Origin of the sequence: Pseudomonas sp. R15(2017) (assembly GCF_002112685.1) — a bacterium.
Lineage (GTDB): Bacteria > Pseudomonadota > Gammaproteobacteria > Pseudomonadales > Pseudomonadaceae > Aquipseudomonas > Aquipseudomonas glycinae.
On record NZ_NEII01000014.1, the window covers coordinates 82,494 to 106,766 of the forward strand.

Here is a 24,273-nt window from a genome sequence, read left to right on the forward strand (position 1 = left end):
TTTGATGGAAATTGAGATGACCGACCAGACTACCCGCCTGCCGATCCGCCGCGCCTTGATCAGTGTTTCCGACAAGACCGGGATCCTCGAATTCGCCAGGGAGCTGGAAGCCCTGGGCGTGGAAATCCTTTCCACCGGCGGGACCTTCAAACTGCTGCAGGACAACGGCGTGGCCGCAGTGGAAGTCGCGGATTACACCGGTTTCGCAGAGATGATGGACGGTCGGGTGAAAACCCTGCACCCGAAAATCCACGGCGGGATCCTCGGTCGTCGCGGTATCGACGACGCGATCATGAACGAGCACGGCATCAAGCCGATCGACCTGGTAGCCGTCAACCTGTATCCGTTTGAAGCCACCATCAGCAAGCCAGGCTGCGACCTGCCGACCGCCATCGAGAACATCGACATCGGCGGCCCGACCATGGTCCGTTCGGCGGCGAAAAACCACAAAGACGTGGCCATCGTGGTGAATGCCAGCGATTACGCCAACGTCCTGGAAAACCTCAAGGCCGGTGGCCTGACCTACGCTCAGCGTTTCGACCTGATGCTCAAGGCGTTCGAACACACCGCCGCCTACGACGGCATGATCGCCAACTACATGGGCACCGTGAACCAGGCCGCCGAAACCCTGAGCACCGAAGGTCGCAGCGAATTCCCGCGCACCTTCAACAGCCAGTTCATCAAGGCCCAGGAAATGCGCTACGGCGAGAACCCGCACCAGAGCGCGGCGTTCTACGTTGAAGCCAAGCCTGCCGAAGTCGGCATCGCCACCGCCACCCAGCTGCAAGGCAAGGAACTGTCGTACAACAACGTGGCCGACACCGACGCCGCGCTGGAATGCGTGAAGAGCTTCGTCAAACCGGCCTGCGTGATCGTCAAGCACGCCAACCCGTGCGGCGTGGCCGTCAGCCCGGACGCCGAAGGCGGCATCCGTCAGGCCTACGAACTGGCCTACGCCACTGACACTGAATCCGCGTTCGGCGGCATCATCGCCTTCAACCGTGAACTGGATGCCGAGACCGCCAAGGCGATCGTCGAGCGTCAGTTCGTTGAAGTGATCATCGCCCCAAGCGTCAGCGAAGAAGCCCGCGCCATTGTCGCCGCCAAGGCCAACGTGCGCCTGCTGGCCTGCGGCGAGTGGTCGGCCGATCGCGTTCCGGCCTGGGACTACAAGCGCGTCAATGGCGGTCTGCTGGTACAGAGCCGCGACATCGGCATGATCGGTGCCGACGACCTGAAAGTGGTGACCAAGCGCGCCCCGACCGAACAGGAAGTCCATGACCTGATCTTCGCCTGGAAAGTGGCCAAGTTCGTCAAATCCAACGCCATCGTCTACGCCAAGAACCGCCAGACCATCGGTGTCGGCGCCGGCCAGATGAGCCGCGTGAACTCGGCGCGTATCGCTGCGATCAAGGCTGAGCACGCGGGTCTGCAAGTGGCTGGTTCGGTGATGGCATCCGATGCATTCTTCCCGTTCCGCGACGGCCTGGACAATGCGGCCAAGGTCGGTATCACGGCGGTGATCCAGCCAGGTGGTTCGATGCGTGATGCCGAGGTGATTGCTGCTGCTGATGAAGCCGGCATCGCGATGGTCTTTACAGGTATGCGCCACTTCCGTCACTGATAAACCGATTCCCTGTGGGAGCGGGCTTGCCCGCGATGCAGACACCTCGGTTCTTCAGATAGACCGCAGTGATGCCATCGCCGGCAAGCCAGCTCCCACAGAAAAGCGCCCCAACGGCGCCCAACAGAATTAGCGTCATCCGAGGTTTTTGAAATGAATGTTTTGATCATTGGCAGCGGTGGCCGCGAACACGCCCTGGCCTGGAAAGTGGCTCAGGATCCACGTGTGCAGAAGGTTTTCGTCGCACCGGGCAACGCCGGCACCGCGATTGAAGCCAAGTGTGAAAACGTCGCCATCGACGTGCTGGCCCTCGAGCAGCTCGCTGACTTCGCCGAGAAAAACGTTTCCCTGACCATCGTCGGTCCGGAAGTGCCATTGGTGGCCGGCGTCGTTGACCTGTTCCGCTCCCGTGGCCTGGACTGCTTCGGTCCAACCGCCGGCGCCGCGCAGCTGGAAGGCTCGAAAGCCTTCACCAAGGATTTCCTGGCACGCCACAAGATCCCGACCGCCGACTACCAGAACTTCACCGAGATCGAGCCGGCCCTGGCTTATCTGCGTGAAAAAGGCGCACCGATCGTGATCAAGGCCGACGGCCTGGCCGCCGGTAAAGGCGTGATCGTCGCCATGACCCTGGCCGAAGCCGAAGACGCCGTGCGCGACATGCTCGCCGGCAATGCCTTTGGCGACGCCGGTTCGCGCGTCGTCATCGAAGAATTCCTCGACGGCGAAGAAGCCAGCTTCATCGTCATGGTCGACGGCAAGAACGTCCTGCCGATGGCCACCAGCCAGGACCACAAACGCGTCGGCGACGGCGACAGCGGCCCCAACACCGGCGGCATGGGTGCTTACTCCCCGGCTCCGGTAGTCACCGCCGACGTGCACCAGCGCGTGATGGACCAGGTGATCTGGCCGACCGTGCGCGGCATGGCCGACGAAGGCAACGTCTACACCGGTTTCCTGTACGCCGGTCTGATGATCGACAAGGCCGGCAATCCGAAGGTCATCGAGTTCAACTGCCGTTTCGGCGACCCGGAAACCCAACCGGTGATGCTGCGTCTGCAATCGAGCCTGGTGCTGCTGGTCGAAGCCGCACTGGCCCAGGCGCTGGACAAGGTTGAAGCACAGTGGGATCCACGTCCAAGCGTCGGCATCGTGCTGGCCGCCGGTGGCTACCCGGGTGACTACGCCAAGGGCGCGCCGATCAACGGTCTGGACGCCGCCGCCGCACTGGAAGGCAAAGTCTTTCACGCCGGCACCGCGCTCAAGGACGGCAACGTTGTGACGGCCGGTGGTCGGGTGCTGTGCGCCACCGCCATGGGCGCCAGCGTCGGCGCCGCCCAGGAGCAGGCCTACAAACTGGCCAAGGCCATCGACTGGGAAGGCTGCTTCTACCGCACCGACATTGGCTACCGCGCCATTGCCCGTGAACGCGGTGAATCTCAGTAATAAGCTACGCCGTGTTTCCGGCAGGGGCCCATCGCCCTTGCCGGACTGTTCCGACGCTGCGCATCGTTATATTCTGGCATCAACCTACGAAGGGATTTCGCCGTGCGCTGGCTCAGGATTGCCATAGGCTTCACCGTCACGCTGCTGACCTTGCTCTGCATGCTCCCGGCCCAGGCCGCGCAAGGCAGTGCCTGGTCGGTATTGCTTGACGATCAGGGCAACCTCCAACTGAGCGACATCCGCTCTGCCCGCTACACCAATCAATTCAGCCCTATCGAGCTTGACCGCCTCACCGCGGCCGAACCCGATGGTGCCCTGTGGCTGCGCTTCAGGCTGGCGCCCGGCAAGCACGAGCAAGTGCTGCGGATCTTCGCCCCTGACCTGTCGCACCTCAATCTGTATGTACTCGACGGTGATCGACTGATCGAACAACGCGACACCGGCACCGCTCAGCCCCAGGCGGAGCGACCGCTGCCCAGCAGCGATTTCATGCTGCCGTTGCCCCAGAGTGACAAGCCCCTCGATGTCTACCTGCGACTGGTCTCAGACCACCAGCTGCGCCCGTACATCACCCTGCAAGCGGCGGTGATGGCCGCGGCCAATCACAACCAGACGCTGATCTACGGCCTGCTGTTCGGCTGTCTGGCGATGCTGATCCTGCACAACCTGATCCGCTACGCCTACACCCGCTCACGCAGCAGCCTGTGGCTCGCGGTGTGTGAAGGCCTGTTGAGCCTGAGCCTGTTGCTGCTGCTCAACCTCGCAGGTCCGTGGCTGCCGAACTGGCACGCGATCCAGACCCCCGGCGCCTATCTGGCCCTGCTGCTGACCGCCCCGGCCGGCCTGATGTTCGCCTACCGCTTCTTCGCGCCGCTCGGCCCGCATCCATTGAACAAGCTGCTGATCGGCGACATCCTGTTCATCGTGATCTGCAGCTTGCTGCTGTTGTTCGTCAACACCCTGCCGCTGAACATCATCACCTACGCGCTGGTGGCCCTCGCCGGCCTGAGCATGCTGCTGGTGGGTTTCTACCACTGGCAGAAAGGCTACCGCCCTGCCCGGCTGTTCGTTGCCGCAATGGTGGTGTTCAACATCGGCACGCTGATCATCCTCCCGGCCTTGCTGGGGCTGACTTTGGTGGCGCCGCAAGGTCTGATCATGACCCTGATGGGTTTCATCTGCATCAGCGGCCTGCTGATGAGCATCGCCCTCGGCGAGCGTCAGCGCAGCATCACCGAAAGCCGTTTCAGCATCAGCCGCGACCTTGCCGCGAGCAACGCCGAGATCAACGCCAAGGCCGAGTTCCTGGCCAAGATCAGCCACGAGATCCGCACGCCGATGAACGGCGTACTGGGCATGACCGAACTGCTGCTCGGCACGCCGCTGTCGGTAAAACAGCGCGACTACGTGCAAACCATCCACAGCGCCGGCAATGAACTGCTGACCCTGATCAACGAGATCCTCGACATCTCCCGCCTCGAGTCCGGGCAGATCGAACTCGACGACGTGCAGTTCGACCTCAATGCGCTGATCGACGATTGCCTGAGCATCTACCGCGCCAAGGCCGAACAGCAGAACGTCGAGCTGATCAGCTTCATCCAGCCGCAAGTGCCACGGGTCATCAGTGGTGATCCGACGCGTCTGCGCCAGACGCTGCTGAGCCTGCTGGAAAACGCCCTGAAGAAAACCGAAGAAGGCGAAGTGCTGGTAGTCGTCGCCCTCGACGAACGCAGCGCCGGCCCACGCCTGCGCATTGCCGTGCAGGACAGCGGCCAGCCGATGGATCAGGAAGAGCGCGATGCGCTGATGCACGCCGAGTTGCACAGCAAGCACTTCCTGTCGGCCAACCGGCTGGGCGGCAACCTCGGTCTGGTGATCGCCCGCCAATTGATCCGCCTGATGCAGGGCGAGTTCGGCATCAAGAGCGGCGCCAGCCAGGGCAGCACGCTGTGGCTGACCCTGCCGCTGGATCCCGATCGCCTGGAGCATCCGACCTCGGATCTCGACAGCCCGCTGCAAGGCGCGCGCGTGCTGGTGGTCGACGACAACGACACCTGCCGCAAGGTGCTGGTGCAGCAATGCAGCGCCTGGGGCCTGAACGTCAGCGCCGTGCCGTCGGGCAAGGAAGCGCTGGCCCTGCTGCGCACCAAGGCGCATTTGCGCGACTATTTCGATGTGGTCCTGCTGGACCAGAACATGCCCGGCATGACCGGCATGCAACTGGCGGCCAAGATCAAGGAAGACCCGAGCCTGAACCACGACATCCTGCTGATCATGCTCACCGGCATCAGCAATGCGCCGAGCAAGATCATCGCGCGCAACTCGGGGATCAAGCGCATCCTGGCCAAACCGGTGGCCGGCTACACCCTCAAGACCACGCTCGCCGACGAACTGAACCAGCGCAACCGTGGCCAGGTGGTGTTCCAGCCGCAGCCAGCCAACCCTGCCACCCCCGTCAAAGTGCCCAGCGACTTCCGCATTCTGGTGGCCGAAGACAATACGATTTCCACCAAGGTGATCCGGGGCATGCTCGGCAAGCTCAACCTGCAGCCAGACACCGCCAGCAACGGCGAAGAAGCCTTGCAGGCGATGAAAGCCCAGCGCTACGACCTGGTACTGATGGACTGCGAAATGCCGATCCTCGACGGGTTCTCCGCCACCCAGCAACTGCGGGCCTGGGAAGTCGGCAACCAGCGCATCCGCACACCGATCGTGGCACTGACCGCGCACATCCTCGCCGAACACAAGGAACGCGCGCGTCAGGCCGGGATGGACGGGCACATGGCCAAACCGGTGGAGCTGTCGCAACTGCGCGAGCTGATCGAGCACTGGGTGGCCCAGCGTGATCAGCAGAACCGAGCGACGACGCAACCGTCGTGAGCCGACAGACACGATAGCGCCTGTTAGACTCCCCCGACTTTCCCCGCCAGCGAGCCCGCGCCATGCTCCACGTGTTATTCAGTGTTTACCTGAAGATGCTGGTGCTCTACAGCCCGTTCTTCGTGTTGTCCTGCTTCATCAGCCTGACCCGTGGTTATTCACGCAAGGAACAACGCCGCCTGGCCTGGAAGGTGGCGATCGCCACCCTGGTCTCGAGCGTTTTGCTCTATCTGTTCGGGCGAGTGATTTTCGATGTGTTCGGCATCACGGTGGATGCCTTCCGTATCGGCGCCGGCAGTGTGCTGTTCATTTCGGCACTGGGCATGGCACAGGGCAAATCGGCGGTGCAGGCTGACAACGTCCAGCAGGACGTGACCATCGTGCCACTGACCATTCCCCTGACCGTCGGCCCCGGAACGATCGGTGCGCTATTGGTGATGGGCGTCAGCCAACCGCACTGGGACGATAAACTCACAGCCATCATGAGCATCGCTCTGGCCAGTTTTACCGTGGGTGTCGTGCTTTATCTGTCGAACCGCATCGAACGGATCCTGGGCGATCAAGGCTTGCAGATTGTCAGCCGCCTGATGGGACTGTTCGTCTGTGCGTTGGCCGCGCAGATCATTTTCACCGGGGTGAAAGGTTATCTGGTGCCGTGATCCGCACGGCAAGGCCGCCGACGCAGAGATCGGCGGCCTCTTTTGGCCACAATCGAATCAGTCAGTGAACGATTCGCTCGTTGCGATCAACGCCTTCATGTCAACGTGGCCTTTGTCGACCTGATCAGTCATGACCTTGTGCAGCAGCTGTTCAAGGCTGAACCGGTGGTCACCCGTTGCGGTCCTGACAACGATCTCCATCGCAATGACCGGCCCGCCTTCCGAGGCATATACATCGCGCACTATCAGACTGTGAGCGTTGTCTGGATCGATCAACATTAGTTGCCCGTCCTTTACTGTCAGCAACAGCCGTTCGTTCGCCGACATCTCCAGAAACAGCCTGGGCGCCCCGGAACGCTGAACGTCCGGGGACGGCTGGCATTCAAGCACGATGCAGTCCATGCGCTGCCAGTCTTCGTCGGTCAGGCGACAGACCTGCTGCGGCGCGCCGAACGACAGCAACAGCTTTTCAACGCCAAGGGGCACAACCACCTGTGAACCTGGAAAATCACTGCGGGACGCAATGGACATGACCTCCTCCTGCCTCTGTGCCAGACAGTCCTGCATCCAGATCGAGACTGACGGAGTCGGCTCAGGGCGCGGCGTGAAGACAATGTTATCCACGGGGTCGTACACCAGCGGCAGCGATTCACTTTCAAGGCCCAAAAACACCGGCCATTGCCCGTCGGACGGTTTGATGACGTCGAACAGTTGATCGGACTCGGGGACATAGTATCGATAGAATCCATCCCTCTCTCCAACCGGCATGAAAGCAGCATGTGGACAGGTCGAGACCAGCGCTCGCAAGCGATCGCGAAGCCGGGCATCGGTTGGGCGATCGCGTTCGGACCAGCGAGTCTCGACACCGAGAACTTTGGCCGGCTGGCCATCAATCAATTGCAGGTTCACACCGTCCCGCGTCTGCACCAGCAACCCTTGACCCCGGACCTCGACCTCTGAAACCTGCCACTGATCCCATACCGGCTGTGCCTTCGGCAAATGCTCCGGATTCGACAGACGCGAGCCTTCGGCAAAGGCGGCCCCCAGCGCTTCGAAGTCGACGAGGCTTTGGCGATAGAGTCGGCCTGCCGTACGGTCGAACAACCAGGCCGCCTTCGCATCAGGTGTCGTCGCAAGCAAAGTCATTTCCCCGCCGTCGCCGACGTCTGCCAGTAGCATTTGCCCGGCGATGCACCACGCTGCCAGAAATGCAGGACGGTCCCGGCGCGTCAGACCGATCACGGCAAAGGGTGCGGCCTTATGCTTTTGAGCCAGTTCAGACATTGCGTCCGGCCAGTCGGGATTCAATTCGAACCAGCGCTGACCCACGCCGATGAACCGCAGCGCGCCGTCCCTGTCGACCTCGAACAGACGCCCGTCCTTTTTGGTGGCAACGTAACGACCTGCGGTAGAAGTCAGCTCGACGACATTGTCTTCGATAATGTCGTCAACCGTCTCTGCATCATCTATCCGGCCGAGCGCCACTCTAATCAGCGCTCCAGCTTCCTTGTCATAAATAATCGCGTCCTGATTGTCGACCCGGTCCCACATCAACATCGTCCGCTGCACAACATCGAAATAATTGAGAATGAATTGGTTGTCATGCAGCCGAAGCCATCCGGAGTAAGCAAACTCACCGTGGTCAAAACAGCGCAACTCGATAAACGGCGCGGCTTTCCAGGTGCTCAGCGACGTGGACATTTCGGCAGCGTCATCGGCATACGGCCGGGGTTGCGTTAACTGACTCAGAGGTTGCTTCCAGTAATCGAGCGTGCGTCGAAGCAAATCTTCGGAATGTCCCCGGGCGTTGAAGTGTGTGAATGTCAACGCCGCTCCATCAATCAGGTACTCCAACGAATAGTCGGCCTCACCCGAGCCAGAGACGTCCTGAACGACACGCAGCCCTCCGCTGACCGTGCTTTCGAAACCGGTGATTCTTGAACCTTGCGCAGGATTCATCAGGCGATAGCGATGATTGACCGTTCCAGAGAGGGTATCGACACGCCACAGGGTCGGATGATCCGGGTGATAGAACCACGCGTGCTCTGCAATGACGGCTCCCAGAACGATGCCTGTATTCACCGCGTCCGGCAGATCGCGCGGATACAGAATGCGATCCAGTCCGGCGTCGTAGTACCCGGTGGTCGAAACGGGTTTGTTGGAGGCAGTCATAGGCACCTGAAAACCAGACACCGGCGTGTGCGACGAGGTCAGCCGATTCGCGCGGCGCAGGCTCCTGAGTCTTGCCAGAACGGTATCGGAAATCCGGTCCACGTCCAGCAGCCCGGCGGTGATACCGACACCGGACTCACTTGTTTGCGAGATTCTGTTGCTGCTCAGATCGATGCGAACCAGCAACAACGCATTGTTTTTGCTGCGATCCACCTGAAACAGTTCGCCGCCCTTGAGCCGTATAAAACCTTCAAAGCCATCGATCCGGATGCCATCGACGATAAGTGCCGCGTCCTCGAACCGAACCTGCTCCTCACTCGCCCAAGGCGCGGCAATCACCCACTCGGCCGAGGCACGAGGCAAAAACGCCTCAGGGGAGGGGCCGTCAACGAGAGGTGGCGGATTGAGGACAACCGACACCACGCCCGGACTGAGCGTCAGCAGCACTTGTCCAGAATGGGCGGTGATTTCATAGGAAATCAGGTTTTTCCATTCGGCCGGCAATTGAGGTACGACCAGTTGTCGACAGTGCTCATCCAGGCGCACGCGGATAGCGGTCGGCGTGTTGAACGGATGCAATTTGTAGAGGACATGGGGGAACGGGGCCGTGGAAAAGAACTGCAACCGTTGCTCGCCCCGCTCATCGAACTCCAGTCGTTCCTTCCATCCGTCGATGATATTGGGATAAGACGTGCGCAGCCCGCTGCCGTCTTGCGCGACCGGCAGCGAATAATCCCCGTAATCCCAGAACCGCTGATAAGTTTTCAAGCGTTCGGAGATATCCTCGTCCGGGGAGAAACCCGACGAACCCAATTGGTATTCGTATCCGTAGTAACAGCCTGGCGTGCAGGGCAAGACGACAGCATTGACCTGTTTCTGCCGGTCGATTCTCAACGTCGATGGCAGACGCAGCGCTTCGCGAATATTGATCGCCCGGTGCCTTTCCTGCTCTCTTGCATCGAAGGAGGGAAGCCCCACAGTCTGAAAGATCGTCGCGAAGAACTTCTGGCTATCGAATGCCACGCTGCCCCGCCGCAGATCCAGCTCTGTGATGACGGCTTCGGGTTCGAAACGCAGGACACCCTCCTCGATCCTGTGTCCTGCCTCCGTATAGGCTTCATTGATCAGAAACAAGTGACGTCCGACCGCTCTGGCCTTGTCACTGATTTGTCCCAGGTTGCTGGCAATGGCCGCTGCACCGATACCGATGCCCAGCAACGGAATCGACAGCACAGCCGCCACCGATCCCACCGTACCGCCGACCGCCAGCGCCGCTATATCCAGACCCAGCGCCGCTCCATTGAATGCAAGCTGGGTGGCCAGTCGCGAGCGTTGCTCATCAGTGGTGGCCACGGTCAGGCCATGGATATCGAAACCGATGTTGACCGCCGAAAATCCCAGGCCCACTCCCGACGCGGCACGCCCCAGCAACCGCGAGGAAAGCGACGCATGACCTGCTGCGAGCGCCTGTTCACTGGCCGCCACTTGTCGCACCAGACTGACCATCTGCAGTGCGTCTGTCACGACACCAAAACTCAGTTGCGCATAACTCACATAAGCCTGGACCTGCAAAGCGGTGGTCAGTGCGGGAATCTGCCCCCCCTGACGTTGATACTCTCGACTGCGCATCTCATTGATGATGGCCTGGATAGCAAAGGCAAAACTCAAACGGCTGCCGCCGTCGGTCTCCACCGGGCCTCGCGCCGGCCCCGCCAGCGTGTTTGCCAGACGCCTGATGTGTCTTGCGAGTTTGATGAACCGTGAATCGACGGTACTGACCTCGACCGAGACCTGGGGGTGACGGGCGTCAACCATCGTCAGCGTGTAGTGCGACTTCGACGTTTCCCTCACCGTCTCGAGCAATGGCAGGTATTGCTCCCCAAGCTGGCTGTCACTGCGCAAGCGCCGGGTCGCCTCTTCGAACTCGCCTGCCTGGTGGCGTGCGTCAAGTTGCGCCAGGCCCTCTCCCATCCGCACGTTTTCCGAAAGCGAGCGCATGCGTGCCGATGCCTGTTCATCCCATACGGAAACCGTTCGGCCGGCGCTAACCCGTTCGCTCTTCAGAAGGTCGTTCACGGGCAGTTTCGAAGGCAATACCTTGTCGGCAATCGCCTTCGTATCCAGCTCGATCACCGTGAACACGGAGTCCGTCGAACCGGCCAGACCGTAGAGCGCTGCCAAATCACCGTCACTGGCGAGGTGACCCTGTATGGCTCGCTGGAGTTGATCCGCCCGAGAGAATCCGTAAATCGCATAATTCGGGTCGAAAAAGCGATAGGACGGTTTTCCGTCAACCTGAACCCTGGCCACCAGCAATGCATGCTTACCCGTATCGAGCAGGTAGACGGCGGATCCGGCTTTCGCCTCCAGATTGCGGACAATCACGTCAAGCCCAAGTGCTCCGTTCGAACGTCCGATCTCGGTCGTTGCAACAGCCGACAAGTCATCCAGTGCGGCAAACATGGTCCGGGACTCGGCATCAGCGGGATCGAGACTGGCATTGGCAATCCGGCCGATCAGCGCACGCTCGGCCTCGTCTCCGAGCCCCAGCGCAGCGGCCATCAGCAATGCCAAGGGATAGCAGCGGCGGCCGGGATCGCCGGTGCCCAGCCGCAACAGATCCTGAGGAACCTGCCGTGCCGAAGAGGCCCCGGCCTTGAAGAACTGCTCGCGGATCTGCACAGCGTTCCTGAGGATTTTCGTCTGATAGTCACGGCGCGCGGCGCCGTTGATTTGCGCGATGCGCTGTCCCCACTGGTACAAGGTCAGCGGTTCGGCCAGTGCGCGGACCTTCAACTCACCTGCGCTCTCTGCACCAGATGTGGCCCCTTGGGCAAAACCGGCCTGAAAAGCCGGAGCGCTGCGTTCGTAAAGGATCTTCTCGATAGCGTTATAGCGTTTGAAAAAACCTTCATCGATGGTATCCCGCGCCACTGCCCGGACTTTTTGCCACGCCTCGGAAAAGCCTTCCACATCCACACGCGATGCCGAGAACAAACCGCCGATAACAGCTCTCTGCAACGGGCTCAACTGATCGAGTTCAAGCGAACCCCGGGCAAGCCGTGTCAGAAAATCATTGAAATTGTCGGCAGCCTGCTCCCCATGCGAAGGCGGAACGAGGCTGTCAGGTTGCGCGAGGATTTGCTGTCGAACATCCAGACCCAGATCGATTCGCCTGCCGACATTGATTTCGCCACTCAGTTTGTCGCGCATTGCCTTGATGAAGGGGTCGCCCAGATCATTCATCAGTTTCTGCAAGACATCGGTCAAGAACACCGGTTTGCCTTCGATGACCGGCCAGCCCTGCTTGAATGTCATATGGTGCTCATTGAGCAACTCCGTCAGGTTGGCGCCGTAACGTGACAGGAGTTTTCCATCTTTCCACTTGTTGTGTTCTTTCGTCAGCCACTGTTCGGGATCATCATTGACGGTCCAGCCAGAGATCATTTCCTCTTCGGTATAGACGTTGTAGCTGTCCAGTAACTTGAGATGTTTACGCACATCATCGACATGATCGGGCAATAATTTGTCTTCTATATACTTTGTCACTCCTGTCGCCGCGCTGCCTGGCCCGGTCAGCGTGACAGTTCCTCGTGCGCCGATGCGAATGCCGTCTTGATAATACGTAGCAATGGCTTCAATCAGATTGGCCGATGAAAAGTGATTCTTTGAACCGGGAAATCTTCCCTCCGCCTGTTTTTCATTGACGACGTTCTGAATGACGCTGATAACACGGCTTTCATCCGACGCCGCGATACCCATTGCGTCCAGACGACGCTCGACCTCATACAGGCAGTCATAATTCAGACGGATCGCCTGCATGTAGGCCATGGTCATCCCGCTGCGCGGCTGGGCCAGAAAATGCGCGTTCATTTCCCCATTGCTCGCAAGACCTTTCGCGGTGCCCAGGCGAATGGCATCCTGCGGAACCGGGCTGTCCTGCGGGGCAATGAATATTCCGGACACGCCGGGCTTCTCACGGGCAAACGCTAGAAGTTTTTCTTTATCCTGCGCAGGAATTTTGTCGGTTCTGTCCTTGTAGCGAGACCGATCCCTGCCCGGCATCAACGAAGCATCCTCATTGAGCAGAAGCTGCAGCACGCCCACCTTCGCCTCTTCGCTGAACTGGCTGATGTCCACGCCGCCCAGCTTGTCGACAAACGGAGGCAGATAGTCCATGTCACTGTAGCGGCCGCCCTCCAGAAACCCGGCCTGCAACCTGACGACATCACTGGCTGCCGCGAAATTTCCGCGCAGGCCGATTTCCCGCTGATAGACATCCTGCAGGAAATGTCCGGCAAACTCGCGGCCAGCGTCACGCACTCGCAGATCATCACCGGCCATCGCCAGATGCGTATCCAGGCATTTCTGACGGAATGCCTCCAGCACCTTGCGGTCCTTGCCATATGCGCTGACCATTAACTGGATGCGGGCGTCATCCCTGCGTCCGGCCCACTGCGGCTGGCTGATGTAATCCGCCATCTGGAGCTTCAAGACGCGCGCGCGGTCTTCAATCATTTGTGCCAGCTGCGAAGGTTTGCTGACCTGATCTGCGCCGGACTCCATCGCATGCGCCCTGGCACTGTCGAGAATGACGCGGTTCATCTCGAAAGCCAGCAACGCATCGCTGTCGTACCAGAGATTGAATTGGTAATTCTCCGGGCCCAGCACGGCGCGCCAGATATTCATGTAGTCGCGCTGGATGTGACCGACTTCACTGCCGCCCACCCAGACGAAGTGCATGATTTTCGGAACGGTCCGAGCGACACCTGAAAATACTGAAACCGTTGCGCCAAGTCGCGACGCGTAGTTCTGAATACGCGCGTGCGCCCGCTCGATGACCGGTGATACCGGCCCCTTCATTCGCCCGGTCAACGATTCAAAGGTTTCGAGGAATAGTTTGACTGGCAACTGCTGTTCCACAGGCTGATTCGTTGCGGTGGCCAACTGATAATAGTGTTCGAGCGCCGCGTATTCGGCGCTCGCCGAATACGCGGCAAATGCATTCTTTATATGATTGAATTCGGTCTTCGAAGGCAAACCAATTAAACTTTCAACATCCATGATGACAGATTCCATTCGATCAAAAACATTCAAACAGGCACAAACACACCTCCCTGCTCATATTGATCAGGAGGGCACTCGATAATTAATAAACTTCCTTGAAGCCGGGCCAGACTAGGATAAAAAAACAACCACCACAAACATAAAAACCTTCAAACTGTTTCCATCACAACATTCAAAACAATATAAATCCCGACACTTTAAAAACAGTCAGTATTTCGAAACAGATTCTCAACTTAAAAAACAAGGCCGCGAATATCAAGTTCGCGGCCTTGTTTGCGTACGGCAGGTATGCGAGCGCAAGCGCCGGACGTCAGCCCATTGGCTTTTCACCGTACCAACGTGGGGTGTACACCCACTCGCCACCTTCGGCGCGAGCAAAGGTGCAGGTCGTGGACGAACCGATCAGCACCATCGTGCGCATGTCCACCTGCTCCGGCGTCACTGCGCCGAGCGTCGTCACCCGCAACGTCTGCCCCGGCCGACCGATATCGCGGCCCAGCACCACTGGCGTTTGCGGTGTGCGGTGTTGCGCGACGATTTCCAGCGCTCGCCCCAGTTGCCACGGACGGGCGCGGGAGATCGGGTTGTAGAACGCCAGCGCCAGATCCGCTTCGGCGGCCAGATCCAGCCGTTTCTCAATGATCGACCACGGCTTGAGGTTGTCCGACAGCGACATCACGCAAAAGTCGTGACCCAACGGTGCACCGGCCTGAGCGGCGGTGGCGAGCGAGGCGGACACGCCCGGCAGAATTTCCAGATCGACGCTGTGCCACGCCGGGTCCGTCGACTCGTGCAACGCTTCGAGCACTGCCGCCGCCATGGCGAACACGCCCGGATCACCGGACGAAACCACAATCACCGAACGGCCCAGAGCGGCCAGCCTGAAAGCGTGACGGGCACGCTGCATCTCTTCTCGGTTGTCGGTGCAATGCTGCACCTGATCGGCGCGAAACGGGCCGGCCATGCGCACGTAGGTTTCGTAACCCAGCACGTCGGTGGCCCGGGCCAGTTCGGCTTTTACCGCCGGCACCATCAGCTCGGCTGCACCTGGCCCGAGACCGATGACGGCCAGACGTCCGCGTGGACGGCCAACCTGCGAAACATCCAGCGGTTGTTCGGCCACGGCGATGGCGAGGTCATGGGATGTGGTGATGATCCGGGCATCAGGGACTGCATTGCGAGACAGTTCAGCGATGTCACTCGCCGGCGCGACAAAGCGCAGCGGCACTCCCAGCTCAAGCGCGGCTTCTCGCAATGCCGGGCTGGCCATCTGAATGTCCGCCGCCACCAGACAGGCCAGCGATTGAATTGCCACACCAGACTGCTGCAGCGCTTTGCGAATCGCATCCGGCAGATCGGCCACATCGGCACCGACCGCCACCGCCACACTGCGTGGATAAATCAGCAACTCACTGGCGCTCGCTTCTCGGGCTGCGCTGCTGACATGAATCGAGCGCTGCGCCAGTGGATCTTCCGGCAGTTGCGCCTGCTCAAGCCACGGCGCAGCGCCGTCGATGCGCACGCTGTGGCCGGCGAGCAGGTCGGAGACAAAACGCTTGCCCTGCTCGAGATCGCCGAGGGCATAACCGCCGGGCGGGTTGAGCAGGCAGGTGCCGAAGCGCAACTCGCCGCTGGTGGTGATCGCCGCTGCCACTTCAAGCGCAGCCGCGATCTCGCGGGCCATGACATTCACCCCGCCGAGGCCACCGAGCAGCGGCACCACGGCACTGCCGTCCTCAGCCACGGCGAGCACCGGTGGCTCGTTGCCTTTCTCCAGTAGCAGCGGCGCCAGGGTGCGGATGACGATGCCGGCCGCGCACAGGGCAATGATCGGCGTGTCCTGTTGATACAGCGCGCGCAGGGTCGCGCCGAATTCGCTGTAAGTCAGGTCCGCGCCTTCGACGCGTCCATTGAGCCCGTGAATCTTTGCGCCCGGATAGACCTGCTGAAGGCGACGGGCCGTAGCGAGCGCGCCCTGGCCGAGAATGACGATGGCCGGTGTGGAATGGTTCATCAGCCTTGCCACCGTTCGCCAGGAACAATGATCAGCGAGAAGTATGGCGACGACATCGGCTCGACCTCATCCAGCGGCACGATCTTCTGATTGGCCATGGTCGCGCGCTCGACATACAGCGCACGCTCGGCGAGGCCCAGTTCCGCCAACACCTCGCGCACCTTCGGGAAGTTGCGCCCCAGCTTCATGATCACCGCCGCGTCGGCATCGGCCAGACGACGCTTGAGCTCGTCATGAGGCAGCACGCCGGACAGCACCGACAGGCTCTGATTGCGATACACCAGCGGCGCGCCCAGCACCGAGGCGCCGCCGAGCATCGAGCAGACGCCCGGCACCACTTCGGCTTCGTAACGGCTGGCCAGGCGATCGTGCAGGTACATGTAGGAGCCGTAGAAGAACGGATCACCTTCGCAGATCACCGCCACGTCGCGACCGGCATCCAGATGCGCGGCCACTTCCTCTGCCGCTTCATCGTAGAAGTCGCTGATCACTTGCTCGTAGGACAGCGGCGCCGGCAGCACTTCGGTGGTCACCGGGTACACCAGCGGCAGCAGGTTCTGCGCGTCCTGCAGATGCGCTTCGATGATGCCGAACGCGTTGCCCTTCTTGCCCTTGGCCACGAAGTACGCTACCACCGGCGATTCGCGCAGCAGGCGCAGGGCCTTGATGGTAATCAGTTCCGGATCACCGGGGCCGACGCCCAGGCCAATCAAACGTCCTTGAGCCTGCATCATTCGATCTCCGTGGCGAGGGCATTGACCGCAGCGGCGGCCATGGCGCTGCCGCCGAGGCGGCCCTGCATGATCACGAACGGCACGCCACGGCTGTTGGCAGCCAGCTCGGCCTTGGACTCGGCAGCGCCGACGAAGCCCACCGGGAAGCCGAGGATCAATGCCGGTTTCGGGGCGCCGGCATCGAGCATTTCCAGCAGATAGAACAGCGCGGTCGGCGCGTTGCCGATCACCACCACGCTGCCTTCCAGATGCGGGCGCCAAAGCTCCAGAGCGGCTGCCGAGCGGGTGTTGCCCAGCTCGCGCGCCAGCCCCGGCACGCTGTCATCGCGCAAGGTGCAGATCACTTCGTTGTTGGCTGGCAGGCGCGCACGGGTCACGCCCTCGGAAACCATCCGCGCATCGCACAGGATCGGCGCACCGGCAGCCAGCGCATCGCGCCCGGCCTTGCCCGCGCCTTCGGAAAACTGAAGCCCGTCAATCGCCTCGACCATGCCGCAGGCGTGGATCACCCGCACCGCGAGTTTTTCCAGGTCGGCCGGAATGCGCGCGAGGTTGGCCTCGCTGCGAATGATCGCGAAGGAGTTGCGATAGATCTCCTGACCGTCGCGGATGTAATCAAGCATCAAGGGGGCTCCGTGAGCGGGCGGCGAGCAGGGTCGCGACCGCTTCGATAGTAAGGTTGTGAGCGTGCAGTGCGCCGAAACCCGGCAGCGCTGCATCGCGAAAATAGAGATCGTAGTGACCGGGGCCGACCGCCAGCAGCGTCACCCCAGCCCGATGCGCGGCGGCGCAAGAGCGAGGGCAGCCGGACAGGTGCACATCCACGGCGTGGGGCAACAGCGCAGCCAGCAGGCGGGCATCGTGTTTGGTGTCGGCCAGGCCTTTGCCGCAACCGTTGGCACCGGTGCAGGCGATCAGGCGCGCCAAAGGATCTTCGACACGGGTCAGCAGGTTCAGCGTATCCAATTCGTCGAGCACTTGAACCGCATCGGTTTCCCGCACATTAGGCAGCAACAGACTCTGCCAAGGGGTGAAACGCAGGCTGCCGTCGCCGAAGGTTCTGGCCAATTGCGCAACACCACGCAGCGTATCCGGGTCGAGGCGACCGAGCGCCGGTGCGGCACCGACATAGACCTGACCGGGCAACTGCTGAGCGTGGATGCCGAGGTGCAAACCCACTGATCCGGCTTCGCGCTGCCAATCTCTGGCAGCCTGGAGGTTGATCCGCTGACCGAGCACTTCCAGAAACTTCGGCGCCGGGCATTCTTCCAGCAGATGGCGCATCCGGGCCTGATCCGGCCGGGCCAGCTCGAGGAACAACTCCAACACCGCCACCACCAGCGCATGGCCGTCGGCAAGCGCTACGGCAGCCAGCGGTCGATCCGTCGGGCAACCCGCCAGGCCGAACGCCAACAGCGTGTCGTCGCACTCCTGGTACGCCGACAACCACAGATCATGGGGGTGTTCGAGCATCGCCAGCGCTTCTCCGCCATCCAGTTGCACGGCGAACTTGGCGCTCAGCTCATGGAAACGCGGATGGCTTTGCAGGGTCTCGAGGATCTGCCCGGACAATGGCCGAGTATCGAAGCGCATCTGCCGGTCAATACCGGCAGCCGGGCTGAGCATCAGGTTGCGCACATCATCGCCGGCTGCGGTTCGCGGCCCGAGACCGGCGGCCAGCAGGCTGTCGATCAGCGCGGCGGATTGCTCGCCGATCCCGCGTATCTGCAGATTGCCCCGGTTGGTCGCCTCGATCGCCCCGCCGGCAAAGCGCTCGGCAGCGTTGGCCAGCGCATCGGCCTGACCGGCCGTGATCGAACCACCGTCAAGCTTGATCCGGCAGATCCCGCCATCCAGCGCCTGGACGATACGCAGCAACCCCGGACAGGCCGAGGGGCGTATGGCGTTGGACATCGGGCGTTCGTTCAAGGGCTGACCGGCTGACAGGCAGTGCTGTGATGGGCGAAAGGTCGCCATTATGCCTGCTTTGCCTGACTGCATGAAAAGTCTGCCCGTCGGACAGCCGATCATGTTGCATCTTCTACCGCCACCGCTGGAGCTTGTCGCCAACTCTCAGGCTAACGCGATGATCTGCTCCTGGCGCCGCTCCCCCAATAACTCAATCACTTTGGCCCGGGAAAAGACGTAATCTTCGGGATCGATCAGTGCGCTGTAACCATCGATGGATACGTTACCCCGCACGTTTGCGGTATTGAATCGATGGCACCAGAGATTGCCTTCAATGACTTCATCAACTTCGAACGCGATGAAGACTGTCGACACCCCCAGCCCCCGAGTCAGAAGACTGAGTCCGAACCGCACCCACCGGCCCTCATGCAACGCGTTCTCGAACAGAACGCCCGTTGCCGGCGTCGGCGATGCCTCGCTCAACAGCGAATCCAGGCTGAGATCCACGACTTCATCGGTCGCGGCGGGAACCCACTGATAAAGGATCCGCCGGGTCAACTCGGCGAGAGTAAAACTGCGCGGCATCGGCACAGGCAGGCTGGCTTGCGGGTTATCCAGCAACATTGCACCGGTGACTCTCAGTGCGATCCTGTTGGCCTGATTCCATGCATCGACCTGGGCAAAGTCAGGACATTTGCGAGAAGCGACCAGTTGAGCATAAAGCAGTGCATCCAGACCATCGCACCGGTCCGACGCCAACAACTCATCCGCGACCAACACCACCGTACCGGCGCATACGAAGGTCTTGAAACCAACACCTGCATTCATCGAAAACTCCTTTTAAGAAAGCCAGAGGACCGGGCCTCTGGCTTCAATGAACATCAGGCCTGGCCAAACTCGTAGCTGAGCGCTTTTTCACGCTGCTCGGTCAATGCCCTGACAATCAATGGCTCGACCAGCAAGTAGTCCTCTTCGTCCATGGTCATGGTGGCGGAGCCGTTGTAGATGCTGACGCTGGATGTCGCCCACTCGACAAACAGCACCTTGGTCGGTTGCGCCGCGGCAAAATACTGAACCGCAGCGATGGCCATCGTGATGGTGCCGTCTTTGTTTTCCAGGGCACTCGACATACAGAAGTTGCCGCCCTCGGCTTTTTTAACGTTGCGTTCAAAAAGTCCCAGCGCTTCAGGGACATCTTTCAGCGCTTCAATCGTGGAGTCCGCCACATCCTTGAGCACCTTCAAGGCCGCCGCCCCCTGCCCCACCGCCGAAGACACCGCGGTATGGAGGATGTTGAGTGCAACATTGTCCATGGTCAGTTTCTGGGAAGTTGCATTGTAGCGATTGTAAGGCTGGTTGAAGGCAAACCAGCCCCCTACTTTCATGAGCTTCATGAATTCATCGTAGCGTTTCTCCTTCTGGCTGGCGGAAGGGTATTTGGTCAAGGCAACCAGATCAGCGTACATATAGGTATTTTTCACAATGCGTTTGCTGCGTCTGGACATACTTTCATCGAAACCGGCGATGCCTGTGCCCATGATGGCGGCGTTAAGTTCATCCTTGTCGATTGGCAAACTGGCATTCAGCGACAACTTCGCAGAGCGAGGAACGGGCTGTGCGGCGATCAGCTGGTTACACTCTTCGATCAAAGCAATACGTTGAGCTGCGGACAAGGTCTCACCAACCACTTCGTCATTCTTAGCAATTACTTCATTCATTATGCACATTCCTTTAAATTAAAAACGCCTCCGTGGCGCACACTCAAACTAACTTCCACTCCACCAACACGCAACTTTCACTGCATTCAATTTATTTCAACACAGACAAAAAAAACCGAACTCACTGACTCAGTGCAAACTCATTACGCCGCATATCGCGGACCAGTTCAGTCAACTCTGCTCGCCGGGCATTCATGTTTTTCGGCGTATTCATGAACCGCCGCGCATAGACTTCCAGTTGCGACCTGGAATATTCGACATCCCAGAACAAATACCTCTTCGTCCACTGGGCGTCGAGCAACCCGACATGACTGATCACTATTTCAAGATGTTTATAGTAATTGTAATAGGCCGGTGAAAATACAAAGTCATTCCATTCCCGGACACTGTCCGCAAACAAATCAAAACCCGCCGGATTGTGTTCCAGCAACTGGAAGGTTTTTTTCATCTGCTGTCGCCTTCCACTACTCAGCAGCCGTTCCATCGATTTTGACCAGGCATCCAGAAAGTCGCCCTCAAACTCCCGACCGGCAACCCGCACCGGTTCACCCAGCTCCCAGCCAAGCTGCTGAAGCGATGCGGAGTAATATTCGAACCAGAAGCCCGGAGCCTGTCTTCTGTTCACGCGCTGGACGGCCTGATACTCGGCCCAGCGCATGCTGTCTTTGATAAAACGTTCATCTTCACGGCTCACTCCGGAAAAAAAAGTGAGCAAGCTATTTCCCGCGACAACCGAGCTGCTTTCTTCGGCAATGTCAGCGACTTGTGGCAAAACATTATCAAGCATTTCCATGCGTCATTAATTCCCTTATAAAAATCACTATCCAGAACAACAAGTCATCTCTAACAAACCCATACCAACTACAAACAAAACTTATCAACAAAAAAACAACCTGAGAAAAAACAACATAAACATTAGATGTCTTCCAGGCTGTTCAAAATGCGCAGCAGTCATTTCGCGGGAGTCGCGTTATCATGTCGCCCACTGACGATGGACAAGTAATGAGGAATGGCATGACCCCTTGGCTGACGGTTGTAGGCATTGCCGAAGACGGCTTCAAAGGTCTTGGCAAAAATGCCCGGCGCGCCTTGATGAGCGCCTCGCGGATCATCGGCGGTCAGCGTCAGCTGGATCTGTTGCCGGTGTGCATCCGTGGCGAGCGCCAGTTGTGGCCGAGCCCGTTTTCCCTGGCCCCGGTGCTCGAGCGTCGCGGCGAAGCGGTGTGTGTGCTGGCCAGCGGTGATCCGATGTTCTACGGCGTTGGCGCGAGTCTGGCGCGTCAGGTTCCGGAGGCCGAGATGCTGGTCCTGCCTGCCCCGTCGTCCTGCTCGCTGGCGGCGGCCCGACTGGGCTGGCCGTTGCAGGACGTCACCGTGCTGTCGCTGGTGGCTCGCCCGCTGGCGGCTCTCAATGCACAACTGTTTGGCGGCGTGCGCCTGTTGTTGCTGAGCAATGACGGCCAGAGCCCGGCCGCCGTTGCGGCATTGCTGCGCGAGCGCGGATTCGGCGCCAGTCGCCTGAGCGTCCTGGAGCATCTGGGCGGCAGCGCCGAACGCCGGATCGACGGCACCGCCAACGACTGGAACGATCCGCGCATTGCCGACCTCAATGTGATCGCCCTCGAGTGCCTCGCCGATCCGCAGACACCGCGCCTGTCGCGCCTCGCCGGGCTGCCGGACTCGGCCTTCCAGCACGACGGCCAACTGACCAAGCGCGACGTGCGCGCCATCACCCTCGCCCGCCTCGCCCCGACACCGGGCGAACTGCTGTGGGACGTCGGCGCCGGCAGCGGCTCGATCGGCATCGAGTGGATGCGCGCGCACCCGAGCTGTCGCGCACTGGCCATCGAGGCTGACGATGGTCGCCAGCAGCTGATCGAACACAACCGCGATGCGCTGGGTGTTCCCGGCCTGCAATTGATTCGCGGCAGTGCGCCGCAGGCGCTCATCGGGCTGGAACGTCCGGACGCGATTTTCATCGGCGGCGGCGTGACCCGCGAAGGCGTGCTCGACACTTGCTGGGAACAACTAAAGCCCGGTGGCCGACTGGTCGCCAACGCCGTGACCCTGCAAAGCGAAATGACCTTGATGAGCTGGCGCGAACAGCACGGCGGCGAGCTGACCCGCATCCACATCGCCCAGGCACAGCCGCTGGGCGAGTTCGATACCTGGCGCCAGGCGCTGCCGATCACCCTGCTCGATCTGGTCAAACCCCTCGATGCGTGACGAAACTGCCGAACAACCCGCGCCCCTGCGCAGCGGCCTGACCACCGGCAGCTGCGCCACAGCCACCAGCCTCGCCGCGGCTCGCCTGCTGCTCGGCGGAGTGGTGGCGGACGCCGTGCAGATCGTGTTGCCCAAGGGCAAGCAGGTGCAGATGCGTCTGGAGTTCTGCCGACTGACCGAAGACGGCGCGGAAGCCGGGACGATCAAAGATGCGGGCGATGATCCGGACGTGACTCACGGCGCCCTGCTCTACTCCCGTGTGCAACTGATCGACGAGCCGGGAATCCGCTTCATCGCCGGCAAAGGCGTCGGCACAGTGACTCGACCGGGACTGGTGCTGGCCGTCGGCGAACCGGCGATCAACCCGGTTCCGCGCAAGATGATCAGCGATCACCTGACGCTGCTCGCCGAAGAAACCGGCTATCGCGGCGGTTTCGAAGTGACGGTCAATGTCGAGGGCGGCGAAGCTTTGGCATTGAAAACCATGAATCCGCGCCTGGGGATTCTCGGCGGGCTGTCGATCCTCGGCACCAGCGGCATCGTCCGGCCGTTTTCCTGCGCGGCGTACATCGCTTCGATCCACCAAGGCATCGACGTGGCGAAAACCAACGGCTTCCTGCACATCGCCGCCTGCACCGGCAACGCCAGCGAAGACACCATGCGCCGGGTCTACAACCTGCCTGAAATTGCCCTGATCGAAATGGGCGACTTCGTCGGCGCGGTGCTCAAGCACCTGCGCAAAGTACCTGTGGATAAACTCAGCCTGTGCGGCGGCTTCGGCAAGATCAGCAAACTCGCAGCCGGGCACATGGACCTGCACTCGCGTCATTCGAGCATCGACCTGCCGCAACTGGCCGAATGGGCGGCGGCGATTGGCGCCGACGATGCGCTGCAGCAAGCCATACGCGGGGCGAACACAAGTCAGCAGGCGTTGGCGATGGCCAGTGCGGCGGGTGTTGCCCTAGGTGATGAAGTTTGCCGCCATGCTCTGGAATTCGCCCGCAGCGTGGTGCCGGCTCAGGTGCAGGTCGAGGTGTTTGCGATTGATCGTCAGGGCGGCATCGTCGGCCATGCGGGAGCTTTTGTATGAAGCGAATCTTGTTGCTCGGCGGCGTGACTGAAGCGCTGGCCATCGCGCGCACTCTGGGGCCAGAACACATTTACAGCCTGGCTGGCGTCGGCCGGGTGCCGACCGATCTGACGTGTCAGGTGCGCGTCGGCGGCTACGGTGGCGCCGAAGGTCTGGCGCAGTTCATTCTCGACGAAGGCATCACACTTTTGCTCGACGCGACCCATCCCTACGCCGCACAGATCAGCCACAACGCCGCCACTGCTGCGCAACTCACCGGCATCCCCTGCTGGGCCCTGCGCCGCCCGGCGTGGCAACCGCAACCGGGCGATGACTGGCGCGAAGTCGCCGACTGGGCCGAACTGATCACCGCCCTCGAACCCTTCCGCCGCCCACTGTTCACCCTTGGCCGCGAACCGCTGCAACACCTCGATGAAATCCCCGCGCACCAGTTCTGGACCCTGCGCGCCCTCGACGTCTACCCCGGCAACGAACGCTGCGAAGTCATCGGCGCCCGTGGACCATTTCTGCTGGAGGATGAACGGGCGCTGTTCGAACGCCGGCAGATCGACGTGCTGATCAGCAAGAACAGCGGCAGCACCGCAACCGAGCCGAAGCTGGACGTGGCGCGGGAGCTTGGGGTGCCGGTAATGGTGTTGAAGCGGCCGGTGTTGGCGGGGGTTGATCGGGAGTTTTGGACGGTTGCTGAAGTCATCTCGGCTCTTGAAAAACCTTGATCGGGACGGAGCTTTTTCC

The 24,273-nt window shown here is 60.7% G+C and carries 15 protein-coding genes; 7 read left to right on the top strand and 8 right to left on the bottom strand.

Annotation, left to right across the window (positions count from 1 at the left end; translation table 11 throughout):
• The first annotated feature begins 16 nt into the window (after positions 1–16).
• The 4 genes from purH (at position 17) to CAF77_RS25135 (ending at position 6,609) form a co-directional block, all read left to right on the top strand.
• Positions 17–1,624 (top strand): bifunctional phosphoribosylaminoimidazolecarboxamide formyltransferase/IMP cyclohydrolase, encoded by a 1,608-nt coding sequence (gene purH / locus CAF77_RS25120; protein WP_039772035.1) that lies wholly within the window; start codon positions 17–19, stop codon positions 1,622–1,624.
• Between the two features lie 153 nt (positions 1,625–1,777).
• A complete protein-coding gene (gene purD / locus CAF77_RS25125; RefSeq protein WP_064379203.1) occupies positions 1,778–3,070 on the top strand; it encodes a phosphoribosylamine--glycine ligase in 1,293 nt (430 codons plus the stop codon).
• 102 nt (positions 3,071–3,172) lie between these two features.
• The gene (locus CAF77_RS25130; RefSeq protein ID WP_085655572.1) at positions 3,173–5,950 is read left to right on the top strand and encodes a hybrid sensor histidine kinase/response regulator; all 2,778 of its coding nucleotides are present in this window, start codon (positions 3,173–3,175) and stop codon (positions 5,948–5,950) included.
• Between the two features lie 62 nt (positions 5,951–6,012).
• Complete coding sequence (locus CAF77_RS25135; protein WP_064379199.1) at positions 6,013–6,609, top strand: MarC family protein; 597 nt, start codon at positions 6,013–6,015, stop codon at positions 6,607–6,609.
• Between the two features lie 57 nt (positions 6,610–6,666).
• Here the strand turns inward: CAF77_RS25135 and CAF77_RS25140 are convergent, their stop codons facing one another.
• The 8 genes from CAF77_RS25140 to CAF77_RS25175 form a co-directional block, all read right to left on the bottom strand.
• Positions 6,667–13,845, bottom strand: a complete 7,179-nt coding sequence (locus CAF77_RS25140) for a TcdA/TcdB pore-forming domain-containing protein (RefSeq protein ID WP_170928998.1) — start codon at positions 13,843–13,845, stop codon at positions 6,667–6,669.
• A 313-nt stretch (positions 13,846–14,158) separates the two neighbouring features.
• A complete protein-coding gene (gene cobJ / locus CAF77_RS25145; RefSeq protein WP_085655574.1) occupies positions 14,159–15,862 on the bottom strand; it encodes a precorrin-3B C(17)-methyltransferase in 1,704 nt (567 codons plus the stop codon).
• On the bottom strand, positions 15,862–16,596 hold the full coding sequence (locus CAF77_RS25150; protein ID WP_371915550.1) for a precorrin-2 C(20)-methyltransferase: 735 nt from the start codon (positions 16,594–16,596) through the stop codon (positions 15,862–15,864). Before CAF77_RS25150 ends, cobJ begins: the two co-directional genes overlap by 1 nt.
• Entirely contained in the window at positions 16,593–17,219 is a 627-nt protein-coding gene (locus CAF77_RS25155; RefSeq protein WP_085655575.1) for a precorrin-8X methylmutase, read from the bottom strand. The genes CAF77_RS25150 and CAF77_RS25155 overlap by 4 nt, the downstream gene beginning before the upstream one ends.
• Positions 17,212–18,510 (bottom strand): precorrin-3B synthase, encoded by a 1,299-nt coding sequence (cobG, locus tag CAF77_RS25160; protein ID WP_064379190.1) that lies wholly within the window; start codon positions 18,508–18,510, stop codon positions 17,212–17,214. Before cobG ends, CAF77_RS25155 begins: the two co-directional genes overlap by 8 nt.
• Positions 18,511–18,669: 159 nt before the next feature.
• A complete protein-coding gene (locus tag CAF77_RS25165; protein ID WP_085655576.1) occupies positions 18,670–19,332 on the bottom strand; it encodes a hypothetical protein in 663 nt (220 codons plus the stop codon).
• Between the two features lie 53 nt (positions 19,333–19,385).
• Complete coding sequence (locus CAF77_RS25170) at positions 19,386–20,222, bottom strand: hypothetical protein (RefSeq protein ID WP_064379186.1); 837 nt, start codon at positions 20,220–20,222, stop codon at positions 19,386–19,388.
• Between the two features lie 121 nt (positions 20,223–20,343).
• Positions 20,344–21,015, bottom strand: a complete 672-nt coding sequence (locus CAF77_RS25175) for a hypothetical protein (RefSeq protein WP_085655577.1) — start codon at positions 21,013–21,015, stop codon at positions 20,344–20,346.
• A gap of 221 nt (positions 21,016–21,236) precedes the next feature.
• On the opposite strand from CAF77_RS25175, the gene cbiE reads away from it, so the two are divergent.
• The 3 genes from cbiE to CAF77_RS25190 are packed head-to-tail and all read left to right on the top strand — an operon-like array spanning position 21,237 to position 24,254.
• Complete coding sequence (cbiE, locus tag CAF77_RS25180) at positions 21,237–22,448, top strand: precorrin-6y C5,15-methyltransferase (decarboxylating) subunit CbiE (RefSeq protein WP_085655578.1); 1,212 nt, start codon at positions 21,237–21,239, stop codon at positions 22,446–22,448.
• Positions 22,441–23,538 carry a cobalt-precorrin-5B (C(1))-methyltransferase gene (locus tag CAF77_RS25185; RefSeq protein WP_064379181.1) on the top strand — a complete coding sequence of 366 codons (1,098 nt, stop codon included), beginning with the start codon at positions 22,441–22,443 and terminating at the stop codon, positions 23,536–23,538. Before cbiE ends, CAF77_RS25185 begins: the two co-directional genes overlap by 8 nt.
• The gene (locus tag CAF77_RS25190; protein WP_085655579.1) at positions 23,535–24,254 is read left to right on the top strand and encodes a cobalt-precorrin-6A reductase; all 720 of its coding nucleotides are present in this window, start codon (positions 23,535–23,537) and stop codon (positions 24,252–24,254) included. Before CAF77_RS25185 ends, CAF77_RS25190 begins: the two co-directional genes overlap by 4 nt.
• Positions 24,255–24,273: the final 19 nt, after the last annotated feature.

Excerpts from the sequence above, each read along its gene's own strand:
- purH (WP_039772035.1), top strand. The coding sequence starts at position 17 with ATGACCGACCAGACTACCCGCCTGCCGATCCGCCGCGCCTTGATCAGT.
- purD (WP_064379203.1), top strand. The coding sequence starts at position 1,778 with ATGAATGTTTTGATCATTGGCAGCGGTGGCCGCGAACACGCCCTGGCC.
- CAF77_RS25135 (WP_064379199.1), top strand. The coding sequence starts at position 6,013 with ATGCTCCACGTGTTATTCAGTGTTTACCTGAAGATGCTGGTGCTCTAC.
- CAF77_RS25140 (WP_170928998.1), bottom strand. The coding sequence starts at position 13,845 with ATGGATGTTGAAAGTTTAATTGGTTTGCCTTCGAAGACCGAATTCAAT.
- cobJ (WP_085655574.1), bottom strand. The coding sequence starts at position 15,862 with ATGAACCATTCCACACCGGCCATCGTCATTCTCGGCCAGGGCGCGCTC.
- CAF77_RS25150 (WP_371915550.1), bottom strand. The coding sequence starts at position 16,596 with ATGATGCAGGCTCAAGGACGTTTGATTGGCCTGGGCGTCGGCCCCGGT.
- CAF77_RS25155 (WP_085655575.1), bottom strand. The coding sequence starts at position 17,219 with ATGCTTGATTACATCCGCGACGGTCAGGAGATCTATCGCAACTCCTTC.
- cobG (WP_064379190.1), bottom strand. The coding sequence starts at position 18,510 with ATGTCCAACGCCATACGCCCCTCGGCCTGTCCGGGGTTGCTGCGTATC.
- CAF77_RS25165 (WP_085655576.1), bottom strand. The coding sequence starts at position 19,332 with ATGAATGCAGGTGTTGGTTTCAAGACCTTCGTATGCGCCGGTACGGTG.
- CAF77_RS25170 (WP_064379186.1), bottom strand. The coding sequence starts at position 20,222 with ATGAATGAAGTAATTGCTAAGAATGACGAAGTGGTTGGTGAGACCTTG.
- CAF77_RS25175 (WP_085655577.1), bottom strand. The coding sequence starts at position 21,015 with ATGGAAATGCTTGATAATGTTTTGCCACAAGTCGCTGACATTGCCGAA.
- cbiE (WP_085655578.1), top strand. The coding sequence starts at position 21,237 with ATGACCCCTTGGCTGACGGTTGTAGGCATTGCCGAAGACGGCTTCAAA.
- CAF77_RS25185 (WP_064379181.1), top strand. The coding sequence starts at position 22,441 with ATGCGTGACGAAACTGCCGAACAACCCGCGCCCCTGCGCAGCGGCCTG.
- CAF77_RS25190 (WP_085655579.1), top strand. The coding sequence starts at position 23,535 with ATGAAGCGAATCTTGTTGCTCGGCGGCGTGACTGAAGCGCTGGCCATC.